Consider the following 16,738-nt stretch of genomic DNA (forward strand, 5'->3'; position numbering starts at 1 on the left):
CGCGGCGGTGGCGCAGGTCATCCCTGCGCCGCGTCCTTCATCGGCCGAGCAGCAGATCGGCGCCGCGTTCGCCGATCATGATCGCCGGCGCATTGGTATTGCCGCTCGGCACCTGCGGGCAGATCGAGCAGTCGATCACGCGCAGGTTCGCGAAGCCGTGCACGCGCAGCGACTTCTGATCGACCACCGAGGTCCGCGAGTCCGTACCCATCCGGCAAGTGCCTGCCGGGTGATAGACGGTCTTGATGTCCTGCCTCACGAACGTCTCGATTGCCGACCGGTCGTCCGGATCGATCCGCGCGGGCGCGACGATCTCCTTCACGTGCGCCTGCAGCGCTTTCGCCGACAGGATCCGGAGCCCGGCCTGAACGGCACGGATCTGTCCTTCGAGGTCGGCCGGATCGCTGAGGAAGTTCGCATCGATCGTCGGCAGATCCGCCGGGTCCTTGCTGCGCAACCCCACTTTCCCACGCGACTTCGGCTGCAGATGGCCGACCTTGACCGACATGCCGTGCTCGCTCGCCGGCGGTTTTTCGCCTGGCGTATTGTCGAAATTGTCGAGCAGCGGCAGGAAATGGAACTGGACGTCCGGCCGCCCGGTGCCCAGCGTGTCGATGAAAGCGCCGCCTTCGAGGATGTTGCTGGTCAGCAGCCCGCTGCGGAAGCATTTCCATTGCAGGAAGTGGCGCATCGCCCGGAGCCCCGCGTTCTCGCCGTAGAGGCTGGCCGGCGTGCGGATCGACGCCTGCACCGACATGTGCAGATGATCGTGGAAGTTCTTGCCAACCGGCAACGCGGCCACCGTATCGATCCCGAGCGCGGCGAGCTGCTCTGCCGGCCCGATGCCGGACAGCATCAGCACTTTCGGACTCCCGATCGCGCCCGCGCTCACGACGACCTCCTTGTGCGCGCGTACCGATACCGGCGCATTGCCGTCCTCGCTGAATTCGACCGCCACCGCACGCCCCGCATCGGTGCGGATGCGGTGCACGAGCGCACCCGTCACCACCTTCAGCTTCGCGTCGTTGCGCACCGACGCCAGATACGTGCGGGCCGTACTCGCGCGTTCGCCGTTGCGTGTCGTCGTCTGGTAATACCCGATGCCCTGCTGCACTTCGCCGTTGAAATCGTTGACGTAGGAGAGCCCCATCTCCTGCCCGGCCCGGATGAACGCGGCAGTCAACGGATGCCGATAGCGGTTCTCGCTGACGGGCAGCGGCCCGGTCTGGCCGTGATACGCAGGTCCCAGGCTTTCGTTCGCTTCCGCCTTCATGAAGTACGGCAATACGTCGTCGTAGCGCCAGTCGGTGCAGCCCCACTGCGTCGCCCAGTCGTCGTAGTCGTCGCGCTGCCCGCGGATGTAGATCATCCCGTTGACCGAGCTGCCGCCGCCCAGTACCTTGCCCTGCGCGATGATCATCCGGCGGCCGTTCGCGTTCGGCTGCGGCTCGGTCATGTAGGGCCACGATTTCTTCTGGAACACCTGCATCACGCCGCCCGGAATCCGGTGAAACGGATTGTCGTCGCGCGTGCCGGCCTCCAGCAGCAGCACCGAGCCGGCGTTCTGCTGGATCAGCCGCGCGGCGACGACGCAACCGGCGGAACCCGCGCCGATGACGACGTAATCGAAGGTCAGGTCTTGAGTAGTCATGTGTCTGTCGATAGGGGTAAGCGGACCAGCGGCGCAACGCCCGCGGTCTCGTTGTGGGGGGTGTTTCCGTGCCGGAACGGGCGCGGCTTCGGCTACATCGCGATCGTGACGACCTTCTCTTCCAGGTACGCATCGAGCCCGCTTTGCGACAGGTCGCGCCCGACGCCGCTGTCCTTGAAACCGCCCCATGGCAGCCTTGCGTCGAGCGGGCTCCACGCGTTCACCGCAACCGCGCCGACCCGCAGGCGGGCAGCCGTGCGGTGGGCGGTCGCGAGATCGCGCGTCCACACCGTCGCGGACAGCGCGTAGACGGTATCGTTCGCGAGCGCGACGGCCTCGTCTTCCGTCTCGAACGGGATGATCGTACCGACCGGCCCGAACACTTCGTCGCGCGCGATGCGCATTGCCGGATCGACGTTCGCGAAGATCGTCGGCCGTACGAAGAAGCCTTGCGACGGCACCGGCTCGTCGCCCGCGACCAGCGTCGCGCCGTCGCGAAGCGCCGTTGCGATATGCGCTTTCACACGCTCGGCGTGGCGCGCGCTGATCAGCGCACCCATTTGCGTCGCCGGGTCGAACGGTGTGCCAACCTCGACCGATCGTGCCGCGTGCGCGAGCGCGCCGACGACGTCGTCGTAGCGACGACGCTGCACGAGCACGCGCGTGCCGGCCGCACAGGTCTGCCCCTGGTTGACGAACAACCCCATCGCGACGCCGGCGATCGCCTGCTCGAGGTTCGCATCGTCGAAGACGATCTGCGGCGCCTTGCCGCCGAGTTCCAGCGTCAGCCGCTTGAATTGCGCGCCGGCTTCACGCGCGATCGTCCGGCCGACCTCGGTGCTGCCGGTGAAGCTGATCTTGTCGACGCCCGGATGATTGACGAGCGCGGCCCCGACCGATGCGCCGATACCGTGCACGAGATTGACGACACCCGGCGGAAAGCCTGCCTGCGCGGCCAGATCCGCCAACGCGCCGACGGCGAGCGGCGCGTCCTCCGACGGCTTGATCACGACCGTGCAGCCGGCCGCGAGCGCGGGCGCCAGCTTCCAGCACGCGATCATCAGCGGCGCATTCCACGGCACGATCAGGCCGGCGACGCCGACGGCCTCGCGGACCGTGTAGTTGACCGTCGGGCGTCCCATGAAGCCGCCGGTCGGAATCTGCCGGCCTTCGAGCTTGTCCGCCCAGCCGGCGAAGTAGCGCAGCGTGTCGATCGACATCGGCAGATCCATCATGCGCACCTCCATGGCCGGGCGCCCCTGCTCACGCGCCAGCAGCTCGACGAAGCGCTCCGCGTCGTGCTCGAGCAGGTCCGCCAGCCGATGCAGCAGCTTCGCCCGCGCGGCGCCGGGCAACCGGCTCCACGGCCCGCCGTCGAATGCGGCGCGCGCCGCGCGCACGGCCCGGTCGACGTCGGCTTCGGTGCCGGCCGCCACGCGGGCGAGCAGGTGTCCGGTGCACGGTTCGAATTTCTCGAACCACTCGCCGTGCGCGGCGTCGCATGGCTCGCCCGCAATCCGGTGTGTGAGGGTGTAGTCGGCTGTCATGTCGTGGTCTCCCGATCAGGAGCCGATCCGGGCAGGAAGGAGGATCGGCTTATCTGGCCCACTGTAGGACGCCGGTGCCGGCGACGCTGGGACATCCGTGCGCCGGATAGAGGATTCGCATGCATGCACGCCGGCAGGCATGTTCAAGCGAGTTGCGAATCGGTCCATCGTACGCGTGCAGGGTCTCAGCGAATCCGCCCTTCTCCCCCTACACAAATCAAAAAGTTAGGCACGTTCATGAGAATTTCCTCTGTCGAAAATTCTCATGATTCGGTAACGCAACCCTAAACATTTCTCGTGAATGTGAAACTTACCCTGCAGCTCCGTACTCGGTACGGTTGCCGTGTCACTGCTAATAGGGTGACATCGTCCGGGCACGTATTTCAGGAACGGTGGCAGACGAGATTTCAGTGAGCCGCGCGAAATATGCTAAACGTCTTTGGGTCGCGTTAACTGCATCCAGCCCCGCGACGCCGTTCATCGGGAGCATGTTTCACGCTGCGATCGAAGACGGTGCGGCCGAAAGCTGATGCCAGAACGGCCGACGTTCCCGAACTAATCGCTGGCACAATCCGCCGCGCCGACCTCCTTGGCGAAGGCGAGCAGCAGCTCGCCGAGCCGACCCGGCTGCTCCTGCTGGATCCAGTGACCGGCGCCGTCGATCAGCTCGATGCGACTCATTCTCGTCGTCGCCTTCGTCCTCATCAGATCGAGCGCGCCCGGCGCCGAATAGGTGCCCCAATCGCTCTTCCCGCCAATAAAGAGCGACGGGACATCGATCGTCTTGCCCGAAAACAGGCGCAACTCGGCGTTCAGGTCAGGATCGGAAAAAACGCGATAAGCCTGCAGCGCGCCTTGAAATCCCGTGCGGCCATACTCCGCCGTGTACACCGCGAGTTCCGGCTCGGTGAGCCATTTGCAGGCCCGGACCTCAGCGGCGGATGGTTGGAATGGCGCGACGGTCTCGGGCATCGTCTTGCCGAGATCCATGACGTAATAGGTGGGCATCCGTGCAAGTTCCGCGGCGGTTGGCGCCTTCAACGGATGCGGCTTGTTTCCCGGCCAGTCGGCGCTTTTGACATGAAAAAATGCACGAAGAAACGTGTGCAGGCCCTGAGGAGGGTGCCACATGTCCTGGTTCGCCCCTCGTGAACTCAGGTACTGCTGGTAATGCGCTCTCGGCGGATCGAGTGCCGCCAACGCGGCCGCCAACTTTTGATTGCCGGTGTTCGATTGAGCCGACGATACGTCGCTTTGCGCGGTGTTGAACGGAAGGGCCGGCGGGCCGGGGAACGGTGCACTCATCAGCACTACCGACGGAAAGACGTCAGGTCGCGCCAGCGCACAATAGGCCGCCACCGGCGAGCCGAGGTCGTGCCCGACGAGCATCGTCGTCCGCCGATACCCCAACGCCGAAACCAATCCGAGGGCGTCGCGCGTCATATTCAGGAGGCCGAATGGCTCCAGCGGGGCGTCATAGCCGTTCACCCAGCCTGTGGTGCGCCCAAAGCCCCGCTGGTCGGGCGCAACAACATGGTATCCGGCATCAGCCAGGATCGGGAGAAGGTGTCGCCAACCGTAAGCCAGATCCGGAAAGCCGTGCAGAAGCAGCGCGAGCGGCCGGCCGGGACTTTCGTAACCGGCCTCAAGAATATGGACATCGAGGCCGTTGACCCCATGGATCATGCGTGAGCGGACCCCGGTGGGAAGCGTTCCTTCGCCATAGGTCGACGTGGCCAAATCAGTTCCTCCCGTAGGGTCTGCGCGGGCCGGTCGGAGTAACGTCGCAACCAGACTGGCCGCGCCCATCGCCAGGACCGCTCGTCGGGACGACGATGGCTTGATTGAGTACCAGGGCATCGCTCATCTCCGATATATGGTGATCACCATACTATGGCGTTCACCATAGCAACGTCAAGCGAGACGTGGTACGTTTTCGGCATGACACGCAAGACTGACGCGCGCGATCGCGCGATTGCCACCGCCGAGCGACTCTTTCGCATCCAGGGCTACACTGCGACCGGGTTGACCCAGATACTCGAGGAAAGCGGCGCGCCCAAAGGGTCGTTCTACTTTCATTTTCCACGGGGCAAGGCGCAACTCGCAGAAGAAGCCATCGATAATTATGTTGCGAAGCGAATGGCTGTATTACGGGATATCTCGGCGAGTACGGCGGGCGATGCGCTGAATTTCGTTCATCGAATTTTCAGCACATTCGCGGCCGAAATGGTCGCCTCTGATTTCCAGTATGGATGTCTGATGCAAAATCTGGCGAATGAGCTACCCGCGCTCGACGCTGAGCTGACCCAACGCGTGGCGCGTGGATTTGCTGAATCGACCGGGATTATTGCGGAGCATTTCAGGGGGTGCGGTTTCGCTCCCGCGCGTGCGGCCTCCACCGCGGCCGCATTGGTCGCCGCCCTCGAAGGCGCGCGAACGATCGCCCGCCTGGAACGCACGCCGGCTGTATTCGAAGCGCTGGCAGAGGTCAGTGTCCAAAGGTGGGCTGCCCGCGACGGGTGATCCGGTCCGGCGTTCAGTGCCGGGCCACCACGATCAGTTTGTTTCGGCTCAAGCAGGAACATGTCACGCTCATTCTCTCGACCGCGTTCATTCGGGTCGCGCCGAGGCAGCCGGACAACTTGAACGCATGGAGAATGGGCATGCAGAAGCAACCGAAGAAGGCCGAACAGGTCGGCCCGCCGGCGACCTCGAGGCTGAGCCGGTCGTACGGCAACGCTGATTTTGTCGACGCATTTTCAGTGGACTTGCCAGCGACTGCCTGCAACGACGCAGAGTCTCTCGCTCGATATATCTTCGCAGGACAACCCCAATGGATCGCAATGCTGCAGGGCATTCGCGACATTGCCGTCTTGCCATTCGGCCTTAAAAGAACGATCGATCTGAAAGCCGCGAAGGACGACCGGCTCAGTATTTTCCGCGTGTTCGAACGGCATGAAGACGAGATCATTCTGGGCGAGGACGACGCGCATCTCGATTTCCGCGTGTCGGTTCTCGTGCAGCCTGCCTCCGAGGGGCGGCCCCGGCGACTAATACTCACTACGCTCGTCTTCTACAATCGTCTGCTGGGCCGCGCCTATCTTGGCGTGATCGCGCCTTTCCATCGCCTCGTCGTGCGAGCCTCGCTCGACCGGGCACAGAAGCTTGGATGGCCCGGCCGGTAGCGGCGAGGACCACGCATAGCTATCCGTGTCCACCTGATCATCACACGCTCGCCGTCGCCACTAGTAAGCGCCCGTGTCCGATGCTTATATGCGTGGCCGCCATTCGCCACCGTACGAAAGCATCAGCCATACCAACGGGGGAAAACACCTTTCCAGCCGACCGCCAGGACTTCATGAACATCGTCGACCCGATGATCGCCAGCAGGGACACGCATCCGCGCGGAGATGTCGCGCCGCGCTCCGAGGGCGAGCGCGCAGACCCTACAACCAGCAAATCAACCCCGCTATAGGTTCGCAGAAAAGGTGGCCTCTGCTGGGTGAGTGACCGTTATGAGAAGTCTCGCTAGGTTTCCGACCAGAATTTGCCGGGCTCGGAATCGTTGAGGGACTCTCGCGTCACAGTGAACGCCTCTTCAGGAATAACCATGCGGACATGATTTCAGCGCGGCTTCGTTTCTGCCGGCGGAGCGGCGTGGAGCCGCCGTCCAGTGCCTTCAGTGCTTGTTCAGGATGCCCGAGATCCATGCAAGCAAACGCGATTGCACTTCCCCGCGATTAATTTCGTTGAGCATCTCGTGACGGCCCCCAGGGTAGAAATCGCACGTCACGTCTCGGATGCCTGCTTCGCGATAGCGCGCTGCAAGCAGCCTGACGCCTTCGAGTTGCTGACCGACCGGGTCTTCACTGCCGGAGAACAGATAGATGGGCAGATCGCTGCGAATTCCGCCAAGGCTGGCGGCATCGGCCAGTCGAGGCGCTGCCGCCAGGAATGACCGGAATGCCGCCGGTTGAAGCTGCGCAAAGCAGAGTGGATCGCCAAGGAATGCGTCCACGACCGCGCTGTCGCGGCTTAGCCAATCCGCCGAGGTTCGCGCCGGCTCGAAGGCGGCATTGAGCACGCTAGTCCCCGGCGCGGCTGCGCTCACCAGGTGTGCGAGCCCATCCAGCGCGCCGGAACCCGACAGGGCCAGGCCGTCGATTTCCTGGCTGTGAGACTCCACGTACTGCTGGGCGGCAAAGGAGCCCATGCTATGTCCCAACAGGATGAACGGCAGACCCGGGTTTTCCTCCTTTGCGATGCGGGTCAGCTGGACCATGTCTTCAACCAGTAGATCGAAGCCGCCCTCCCCGAAATCGCCAAGACTTGCTGCGGATGGCGCTGTGTGTCCGTGCCCGCGATGGTCGTTTCCATATACGGTCAATCCGGCGGACGTCAGTGCGCTGATCACTCCGACATACCGCCCGATATGTTCGCCCATGCCATGCGCAATCTGGACGACTCCACGAACGGGGCCGCTGCTGCCATTCCATCTGGCACACGATATCTGCAAGCCGTCGGCGCTGGTGAGCCGGAATTCGTCGGAGGGAACCACGGTCGCAAGATTGATAGGGGCTGTCATGACATCTCCCGGTGCAAATCCCTCGCGATCATATCCAGCGGCCTCGCCGTATCCGGCCGGTAGACGGACGACCGGGCAGGCAGCAGGCCGTCCGAACTCGAGTGGGCTGAAAAATGATGCGAGGTTTGAGTTTTGCCACGGCTTCCGCCTGCTGTGCGCCCGCCTGTCGCGCCTTTTGCCCTTCCTTCCAGTGAGCGAGCTTGGTCGTCTGTCCGATGCCCGGATCGAACCGGTTGCTGGGATCGAGTTTCTTGTAGGAGTCCCGCAGGATGTCCGCACCTTCTGGCAGCTGCCAAACGTGCCTTCGTCGACATCAGAGTCTAGGCTCTTAATGGGAATTCACAAGTACAAACCGCCACAGGAGCCAACATGGAAAACGCATCCGTTGAAGCACTCGACAAGCGCATCGTGCCGCGCCACGCCATCGGCGAGTTCGCGCGCGTTCTTTGGCACCTGCGCGGGGTCCTGTTCATCTTGCTCATCCTCTTCGTGCTGCTGGCGGTGGTCATGCGCTACGCGGGTGGAGCGGTCAATGTGGTCACTCATGCACCCGCGTCGATTGGCCAGGTTGCCTATTTTTGCGCCATTACCGCCTTGACAATCGGCTATGGGGACGTGATTCCGATGACCGACATCGGCCGCGTCGTTGCTGTACTGCTCGGCATGCTCGGCGTATTGATCACCGGACTGGTAACCGCGGCGGCCGTATACGGCATCCAGGCAGCAGCGCATCGGGAAGGGATCTTGCCGCGCTGATTCTGACTCCGGCTCTGCAAGGCACCTGCGAGAAGCGGGCGAAAGGCATCGCGCGTGCCGTGTGCATGCCTTTTCCGCATCGGCCAAGGCACGCTCTTCGGAGCCCCTTCACCAAGGAAACGGAAAGCCCCCGCGCATTTGCGATGCTTGTCGCTGCAAAGTGGATTTGGCAAGTCTTGGGGGGATGGACTACATTGCAGTGGACAATTTCCCCGCGCCACCCTCGCTGCCGGGCTTCCGCCACGTTGCCACGCAGGGTGCCGCCATCTGCCGGACGGTTGCACGAGCCGTCGCTGGAGTCCGAGGCCGGGAGGGTTCCATGAGCACAGTCGCCATACTCCTGTCGGCTTTCATCATTTCCGTTGTCGGACTGCTGGTATTCATCGTCAGCGTTCGCTACGGACTGCTCGACGGGTCCCAGAAGGCTGCCGAGGTGATATTTGCGCGGGGCGAAATCGGGCGGACCGAAGAGCCGGCGGTCACCGAGCAGCAGCGCGCGGCACTGCAGGCTGTCGCAGGCCAGGCCCAGATGCCGGCACCATCGCCGACCGTGGACGAGGACCTATCCGTGCGGGCCGAAGCCGATCATTCCTCCTCGCTGGTGACGTTCATCTTCCTGTGCAGCGCCATGACATGGCTGCTGGTGGCCTCGCTGGCCGGGCTGACGGCTTCGCTCAAGCTGCACATGCCAGATGCGCTTGCTTCGCAGGCTTGGCTGACATTCGGGCGGGTCCGGACCGTTCACCTGAACGCGGTGGCCTATGGCTGGGCGCCGATGGCGGGCCTGGGCATCGCGCTGTTCGTCCTGCCGCGTGTGCTGAAGACGCGCCTGGTCGGCGCCAATTACGCGCTGCTTGGGGCAATGATGTGGAACGCCGGGCTTGTCGCCGGCCTCGGCAGTATCGCCGTCGGCCTTTCCGACGGCATGGAGTGGCTGGAGATTCCATGGCAGATCGGCATCGTGTTCGCCGTGGGAGGAGCCCTGATCGGCATGCCGCTGGTGCTGACGCTGCTGTCAACCCGGGTCACCCACCTGTACGTATCCGTCTGGTACATGGGCTGCGCGCTGTTCTGGTTCCCCGTGCTTTACCTGGTCGCGAAGGTTCCCTTCATCCATTTCGGCGTCGAGCAGGCGACCACCAACTGGTGGTTCGGGCACAGCGTGCTGGGCCTGTTCTATACGCCGCTCGCGCTGGCTTCCGTCTATTATTTCCTGCCGAAGATCATCGGCAGGCCGATCCAGTCATATGGCCTGTCCCTGCTCGGCTTCTGGACTCTTGCATTCTTCTACGGGCAGGTCGGAGGACACCATCTGATCGGCGGGCCGGTTCCCGGCTGGATGGTCACGCTTTCGATCGTGCAGAGCATGATGATGATCATCCCGGTGATCGCGTTCACAGTGAACCTGCACCAAACGATGAAGGGGCACTTCAGGGCGCTGCTATATTCGCCCACGCTGCGGTTCGTGACGCTCGGCGGCATGATGTACACGCTCAGTTCGCTCCAGGGCTCCTTTGAAGCGCTGCGCAGCGTCAATGCCATCACCCACTTCACCCATTTCACGGTGGCCCATGCCCACCTGGGGCTTTATGCCTTCGTGAGCTTCGTCTTCTTTGGCGCCATCTACTTCATCGTGCCACGCATCACGCGGCGCGAATGGCCGTATCCGGGCCTGATCGCCGCGCATTTCTGGTGTGCGGCCGTAGGCGTCGGCATCTACTTTGTCGCCCTGACGATCGCCGGCACCCTGCAGGGCCTGGCCATGCTCGATGCCTCCCGGCCTTTCATCGATTCCGTCGCGCTGACGGTGCCGTACCTGAAGGCCCGTTCGCTGGGCGGCGGGCTGATGGTGTTGGGGCATCTGTGTTTCATCGCCAATTTTGTTTGCGTCATTCTCGGGCTCGGCCCCAACCGCGACAAGCCGGCGATGTTCCCGATTGCCAGCATGGACGAGGCAGGAGCCGGCTCATGAGCAATATCACGCTGCTGATCGGCGCGGGCATGGTCATGCTGGCGCTTGCGACCAGTGCGCTGGTGGTGGTGCCGTACCTGCAACTGCACGACGTGAAGCCGGCACCCGGCCTGAAGCCCTATACATCGGCACAACTGCGCGGCAGGCAGGTCTATATCAGCAACGGCTGCATCTACTGCCATTCGCAACAGCCACGGGATCCGTCGTTCGCACCAGACGGCAAGCGGGGCTGGGGCAGACCCTCCGTGGCGGCGGATTACTACTATGACCGGCCGCACCTGCTGGGTACCATGCGCACCGGGCCCGACCTGTTCAATATCGGTGCCCGGCAGCCGAGCGCGGACTGGCATCTCGGGCACCTGTACCAGCCGCGCGCCTACGTGAAGCAGAGCATCATGCCGAGCTACCCGTACCTGTTCGACGTCAAGGAAACCACGGAGCCCGGCGAACGCGCGCTGACACTGCCGCCCGGTGTCGCGCCACCGGGCATGGTCGTCGTGGCGACGCCCGAGGCGCTGGATCTGGTGGCCTACCTGAAGGCGCTTGATCACACTTACGCCGCACTTGCCTTGCCCGACGGCGCCACCGGCAAGACAAACAAGTAGCGGCGGCACGCGACGACTTCAGGAACCCGACCGCCATGTCAGACCGTCCGCCATCCATTCAGCCCTCGCCGCAGGAACAGCGCGAGCATGCCGATCCCGGCGAATCGCAGACGCCCATTCCCAGAGGCGTCGTGCTGCTCGTGGCCGTACTGATCCTTTGGGGCATCTACTACATCGCGCGTGCGCCGATCAACATTCCGTCCGAACTCGGGGACGGCCGCACGATCAGCGCGCTGGCGGGCAGGAAAAGCGGGGGCGGCGGCGGCAAGGCGGACGGGGCCGCCATCTTCTCTGGACAGTGTGCCGCCTGCCATCAGGCGACGGGCCAGGGCTTGCCGGGCGTGTTCCCGCCGCTGGCCGGCTCTGAATGGGTGCGGGGAAAGCCGGAAACCGTTGTTGCGATTGTTTTGCATGGCATCACGGGACAGCTCACGGTGAAGGGCAACGCCTTCAATGGGTCGATGCCACCGTTCGGCGCCCAGCTCAGCGACGCCGAGATCGCCGCCGTGCTGAGCCATGTGCGAAGCCAATGGGGCAACGCCGCACCGCCCGTGCCGGTGGAACTCGTCGGCCAGGTCCGCGCCGCTACCAAGGACAAGACCAGTCCCTTCGATGGCGACAAGGAACTGGTGCCGCTGAAGTAGGGAAGACCGTGGACAGCAGGGACTTGCGCCGCCTACCCGGCCTACGCGCGGCAGGCGCGGCCTGCCTGGTACTGTGCATTGGCTTTGCAGCCGCACTGGCGTGGCTCACGCACGGGTTGCAGACGTGGACGCTCGACGAGCGCCGCAGTGCGCAGGCCGCGGCGGGCAGCATGTCGGCCGCTCCGGTCGTACTACGCAACGCGCGCGGTGGGCAGTTCGTGCCGTGGAATGCAGCGTCACGATCGGCTCAGGTTTACCTCGTGGATTTCATCTATACGCGGTGCGAAACAGTCTGTGCAGCGCTCGGCTCGGAGTTCTACTGGATGCAGCAGGAAATCCGGGCACGCGGGCTCGAAGACCGGGTCAGCCTGCTGTCCGTTTCCATTGACCCGGTCCACGACGACACCTCGCGCCTGGCCGACTATGGCAGCCATCAGCGCGCCGATCCGGCCATCTGGCACATTAGCGCGCCGGTAAGGTCCGCGGAGCGGGGCGCGCTGTTGAGATCGCTCGATGTGGTAGCCATCCCGGACGGCCTCGGGGGATACGTTCACAACGGAGAGATTCACCTGATCGATGGCCGCGGCGTCGTCCTGGGTCTGTACGACTACAGACAGTTCAAAGAGGCGCTCGAAGCGGCGCGGCGGGCCATGCGATGAGGTTGGCTACCGGAATGGAAACAGTACAGACGGCTGGAAGGCGTGCCGGGTGGGTGCTCCGTGGCCTCCTGGGCCTGCCAGCCATCCTGCTGCTGGCGCCCGTGCGCGAGGCCCTGGAAGCGAGCATGGCCTGGCAGATGCTGGTGGAATTTCCGCTCCTGCTGGCATTCGGCTTCTCGGCATCCGCCGTGCTGGCGCACCGCCACCGAGAACATCCTGCCGTGGATGCGCTGATGTACATGGGACTGGCGCCGCTGCTGGGTGCCTCGCTCTGCCTGATGTTCTGGATGGTGCCGCTGGCGCTGGACCTGTCCAGGCTCGACGCTGGCGTCAACGGTGCAAAGTATGTGTCTCTGATACTCGCCGGCGTGGCAATGCAGCATGGCTTGAGGCGAGCCCAAGCGGCGATCTTGTTGTTCTTCGGCGGCAATCTCATCTGGACGCTGGCCACTGTCGGGATGTTGTTTCACGATGCCGAAAGCCGGCTCTGTGCCAATTACCTGCTGTCAGACCAGCAACTGACAGGAGCCGGATTGCTTGCCTATGCGTTTGTCGTCACCGTCGCACTGGCGCTCTACCTGCGCCGACAGCCAGGCTTTGGCTTTTTCGTGCCGCCGGCGGGGAGCGACAGCGACGGCCGGCGATAGGTCAAGGGCTTGGCTCAGGATGCACTACGGTTCAGCTGCGTCTAATCCCGGTCCTCTGACGGTGATTCAGGCGCCCGGCGCGCTGTTCCAATATCGGTCTCGGCATCTTTTTCAATCAGAAATCGCTCGTGATTCTTGCCTGCCAGCCACTTCGGCGGTCGCCCGTTCCCGCTCCACGTTTGCCCTGTTTTCGGATTCCAGTACTTTGGCAGCGCTCTTTTTCTAGCAACCTTGTTGCCACTTTGGCGCGGCACTACGTCGGCATCGATACGCAGTTCATCCAGGGCCTCCCGCACACGCGCGATCACCAGCTCCGCCAGGCGTTCGGATTCCATTCGCCTATCTTCTTCGATCTCCCGTTTCAACCGATCGTATAGCGTACGTAGCTTGCTATATTCGTCCATTCGAATGTCTCTCAATCAAGCCACTCCCGGCCCATGCTCCAACGACCCCGTGGCACTCGACACCTTCGCACATCATGCAAAATGAATGGCTCGATTCGACGATCTCGTTCACCACGGCACGTGCGGCACCGGAAGGCACAATGGCCGGCACCCTCCCTTTTCCTACGACCCATTCGATTCGGTCTGCTTACGAGTGCTTCCGCACGCGAAGAGCAGCTCGCGCGGGGTGTTCGGTTTATAAGCGTCATCGACGGGCCCGGTCCGTGAAATCAGATGATGGTTATCGGCACCACAGACCTTGTTGGCCTGATCGACGCACGCCTTGCCGGTCTCGAGAAGACCCTGGCATTGAACCCGGTTGGCTTGCGCGCCATTCTCAAGCGTGACGGCGTCGAGATTGTAGGTCGGGCCGGATGCTGCACATCCCGACAGAAAGGCGGCGCACGTCAGAAGTGTGGCATACAGCAATTTCATAGTCGACTCTCGTATAGAACGAACATGCCGTGTTCATTCGAACCGGCATGTCCGGAATGTGCTCCGGATGGCGGAGCAATTTCAGGCTTTGCGGCGATCGACCGAAGGCAATTGCCCCCGGTCGATTCAATCCGCCAACATTTACCACTGATAGGCCGCACCCACGCCCACACTGGTGCCCTGCGAGCTATAACCCGCGCCGAGCTTCCCCTTGATGTTTTGAGTAAAGCGGACCGACGCCCCAAAAGCCACGGCCTGCTGGCCCTTGTATGTGCCGGCACCGATACCCACTGCGATCGTCTTTCCAAGATCGACGTCGGGAATCATCGTCAACGCAGTGGCAGCGGCAACGCCCGCATAGGCGGCCTTTGCTACCTGGTTCACTTGTGTGGATACCTCGTTGACTCTCTGATCTGTATAGTGATTCGACTGCGAAATCGATTCATTGAGCTGGTTAAGGTTCACCGCGTCAGTGCCTTGCGTACCCGGCGCGACGTTCGTGATCTGGCGCTGCTGCGTGTCGCTGCCGACCGACACCACGTTCGAACGGCCACCGTCCGTCGAATTCGCGCCGATCGCCACCGAGTTCGAGCCGGCGGTGACGGTCGGCTTGTCGGTGCCGGTGCCGTTCATGTCGGCCGCGACGCCGTTGTTGTTCGCCGTACGCGTCTGGTTCTGGTTGATCGTCGTCGACAATTGGGACACCTGGTCACCGAGGTTGGTTACGCCGGTCGAGAGCGAGGACACCGTGCTGTTCGTCGTACTCAAACCGGTGGACAGCGAGCCGATGCCGGTCGACGTCGACGTGGACAGCGACGTGAGGTTGCTGTTCGTCGAGCTGAGGCCCGTGGACAGCGAGTTGATCGCCGTCGAGGTCGACGTGGACAGCGACGTCAGCGAGCTGTTGGTCGAGCTGAGGCCCGTGGACAGCGAACCGATGCCGGTCGACAACGACGAGATGTTCGACGCGGTCGACGTGGACAGGCTGGTGACCGCCTGGTTCGTCGCATTGAGCTGGCTGCCGTTGACCGCGTCCGTGCTGGCGGCCGACACCTGGCCCGCGGCGACGTTCGTGATCTGACGTTCCGCACCCGGTGCGCCGACGCTGAAGACGCTCGTCGGCGTGCCGCCGGCAAACAGGTACGTGACACCGCCGATGGTCACGCTCGACGTCGGGTTCGCGTTGGCCGTGACCGAATTCGTGCCGAGCGCGACGTCGTTCACGTTCTTCGCGACTGCGTTCGAACCGAAGGCCAGCGAGCCGGCGGCGGCGGCCGTCGACGCGTTGCCGAGGGCGAGCGAGCCGTCGCCGGTCGCCGTATTCGCGTTGCCGAGCGCCACCGCACCGGTGCCGGTCGCCGTGTTGTTCGCGCCCATCGCCACCGCGCCGGCGCCGGTTGCAACGTTCGGATCGCCGATTGCCACCGCGCCATCGCCGCTCGCGGTGTTCGCGACGCCGATCGACACGGCCTTGCCGCCGGTTGCAGAAGCGCTCTGGCCGATCGCGACCGCGCCGTCCGACGACGCGTGCGAACCGTCGCCGACTGCGACGCTGCTGGCGCCCGACGCGCTCGCGTTCGTGCCTGCTGCGATCGCGTTGATGCCGGTTGCACCGTCGTTGTTGTAGTTGCCCTGCTGCGTGCCGTTGTCGTTGACGCTGAAGTAATGCGTCTTCGCGGCTTCGATCGCAGTCGAGGTCGAGGTCGACAACGACGTGATCGAACTATTGGCCGAGCTCAGGCCGGTGGACAGCGAGCCGACACCCGTCGAGGTCGACGTGGACAGCGACAGGATCGTGCTGTCGGTCGAGCTGAGGCCCGTAGACAGCGAGTTGATGCCCGTCGAAGTCGAGGTGGACAGCGACGTGATTGAGCTGGTGGCCGACGACAGGCCGGTCGATGTGGAAGTCGACAGCGAAGCAACCGAACTGTTGGTCGAGCTCAGGCCTGTCGACAGCGAGTTGATACCGGTCGAAGTCGACGTGGACAGCGACGTGATCGAGCTGGTTGCCGACGAGAGGCCCGTCGACGTGGACGTCGACAGCGACGTCACTGTGCTATCGGTCGAGCTCAGACCTGTCGACAGCGAGTTGATACCCGTCGACGTCGACGTGGACAGCGAGCTGATCGAACTGGTAGCCGACGACAGGCCGGTCGATGTGGAAGTCGACAGCGAAGCAACCGAACTGTTGGTCAAGCTCAGGCCTGTCGACAACGAGTTGATACCGGTCGAAGTCGACGTGGACAGCGAGCTGATCGAACTGGTAGCCGACGACAGACCTGTCGACGTGGAAGTCGAGAGCGAAGCCACCGAGCTATCGGTCGAACTCAGGCCCGTCGACAGCGAGTTGATGCCGGTCGAAGTCGAGGTGGACAGCGAGCTGATCGAGCTGGTGGCCGACGACAGACCGGTCGACGTCGAGGTCGACAGTGAAGTCACCGAGCTATCGGTCGAGCTCAAACCCGTCGACAGCGAATTGATACCTGTCGAAGTCGACGTGGACAGCGAGCTGATCGAACTGGTAGCCGACGACAGACCGGTCGACGTCGAGGTCGACAGTGATGTCACCGAGCTATCGGACGACGACAGCGTCGTGGACAGCGACGCGATCGTGCTGTTGGTGGTCGACAGGCCGGTCGAGGACGAGGTTGACAGCGAATCGATTGCGACGTTGGTCTGATAAAGCTGCGAGCCATGAACCTGTCCGCATTTTTGTGGGCGAGGCGGTTGAACAGCACGTTATCCACGCGCCTGCATAAATCGCTCGCCGAACAGGATAGCAAACTGGTTCATT

14 protein-coding genes and 1 pseudogene are annotated in these 16,738 nt (G+C 63.4%); 8 read left to right on the plus strand and 7 right to left on the minus strand.

The genetic code is table 11. From position 1 onward, the window contains the following. Positions 1-37: 37 nt before the first annotated feature. The 3 genes from HWX03_RS36060 to HWX03_RS36070 form a co-directional block, all read right to left on the minus strand. Positions 38-1,651: a GMC family oxidoreductase N-terminal domain-containing protein gene (locus tag HWX03_RS36060; protein ID WP_175874587.1), complete on the minus strand. Its 1,614-nt coding sequence runs from the start codon at positions 1,649-1,651 to the stop codon at positions 38-40. Between the two features lie 92 nt (positions 1,652-1,743). Next, entirely contained in the window at positions 1,744-3,198 is a 1,455-nt protein-coding gene (locus HWX03_RS36065; RefSeq protein WP_175874588.1) for an aldehyde dehydrogenase family protein, read from the minus strand. Positions 3,199-3,753: 555 nt separating this feature from the next. Continuing rightward, positions 3,754-4,884, minus strand: a complete 1,131-nt coding sequence (locus HWX03_RS36070; protein ID WP_175874605.1) for an alpha/beta hydrolase — start codon at positions 4,882-4,884, stop codon at positions 3,754-3,756. Between the two features lie 255 nt (positions 4,885-5,139). Between HWX03_RS36070 and HWX03_RS36075 the strand changes: the two genes are divergently transcribed. Together HWX03_RS36075 and HWX03_RS36080 are read left to right on the plus strand one after the other, a co-directional pair. Then, positions 5,140-5,721: a TetR/AcrR family transcriptional regulator gene (locus HWX03_RS36075; protein WP_175874589.1), complete on the plus strand. Its 582-nt coding sequence runs from the start codon at positions 5,140-5,142 to the stop codon at positions 5,719-5,721. Between the two features lie 140 nt (positions 5,722-5,861). Next, on the plus strand, positions 5,862-6,383 hold the full coding sequence (locus HWX03_RS36080) for a DUF2867 domain-containing protein (protein WP_175874590.1): 522 nt from the start codon (positions 5,862-5,864) through the stop codon (positions 6,381-6,383). Between the two features lie 494 nt (positions 6,384-6,877). On the opposite strand, the gene HWX03_RS36085 is transcribed toward HWX03_RS36080, so the two are convergent. Beyond that, complete coding sequence (locus HWX03_RS36085; protein ID WP_175874591.1) at positions 6,878-7,783, minus strand: alpha/beta hydrolase; 906 nt, start codon at positions 7,781-7,783, stop codon at positions 6,878-6,880. 369 nt (positions 7,784-8,152) lie between these two features. Between HWX03_RS36085 and HWX03_RS36090 the strand changes: the two genes are divergently transcribed. From HWX03_RS36090 to HWX03_RS36115, 6 genes are all read left to right on the plus strand, one after another. Next, positions 8,153-8,539 carry a potassium channel family protein gene (locus HWX03_RS36090; protein ID WP_175874592.1) on the plus strand — a complete coding sequence of 129 codons (387 nt, stop codon included), beginning with the start codon at positions 8,153-8,155 and terminating at the stop codon, positions 8,537-8,539. A 319-nt stretch (positions 8,540-8,858) separates the two neighbouring features. Beyond that, positions 8,859-10,511, plus strand: coding sequence for a cbb3-type cytochrome c oxidase subunit I (locus tag HWX03_RS36095; RefSeq protein ID WP_175874593.1), 1,653 nt, complete (start codon positions 8,859-8,861; stop codon positions 10,509-10,511). Further along, positions 10,508-11,116 (plus strand): cbb3-type cytochrome c oxidase subunit II, encoded by a 609-nt coding sequence (locus HWX03_RS36100; protein WP_175874594.1) that lies wholly within the window; start codon positions 10,508-10,510, stop codon positions 11,114-11,116. Before HWX03_RS36095 ends, HWX03_RS36100 begins: the two co-directional genes overlap by 4 nt. A 35-nt stretch (positions 11,117-11,151) precedes the next feature. Beyond that, positions 11,152-11,760, plus strand: a complete 609-nt coding sequence (locus tag HWX03_RS36105; RefSeq protein WP_175874595.1) for a cytochrome c — start codon at positions 11,152-11,154, stop codon at positions 11,758-11,760. Positions 11,761-11,768: 8 nt separating this feature from the next. Continuing rightward, positions 11,769-12,419 (plus strand): SCO family protein, encoded by a 651-nt coding sequence (locus HWX03_RS36110; protein ID WP_244132871.1) that lies wholly within the window; start codon positions 11,769-11,771, stop codon positions 12,417-12,419. Between the two features lie 14 nt (positions 12,420-12,433). Then, positions 12,434-13,066 (plus strand): hypothetical protein, encoded by a 633-nt coding sequence (locus tag HWX03_RS36115; protein WP_244132872.1) that lies wholly within the window; start codon positions 12,434-12,436, stop codon positions 13,064-13,066. A gap of 41 nt (positions 13,067-13,107) precedes the next feature. Here HWX03_RS36115 and HWX03_RS36120 read toward each other — a convergent pair whose 3' ends face one another. The 3 genes and pseudogenes from HWX03_RS36120 to HWX03_RS36130 all read right to left on the minus strand — a co-directional run. Beyond that, entirely contained in the window at positions 13,108-13,470 is a 363-nt protein-coding gene (locus HWX03_RS36120) for an H-NS histone family protein (RefSeq protein WP_175874598.1), read from the minus strand. A gap of 162 nt (positions 13,471-13,632) precedes the next feature. After that, positions 13,633-13,944 carry a hypothetical protein gene (locus HWX03_RS36125; RefSeq protein WP_175874599.1) on the minus strand — a complete coding sequence of 104 codons (312 nt, stop codon included), beginning with the start codon at positions 13,942-13,944 and terminating at the stop codon, positions 13,633-13,635. Between the two features lie 141 nt (positions 13,945-14,085). Further along, a pseudogene (locus HWX03_RS36130) lies at positions 14,086-16,738 on the minus strand (YadA-like family protein); the annotation flags it as partial.

It is taken from the genome of Burkholderia sp. BCC0397 (genome assembly GCF_902832865.1).
Classification (GTDB): domain Bacteria; phylum Pseudomonadota; class Gammaproteobacteria; order Burkholderiales; family Burkholderiaceae; genus Burkholderia.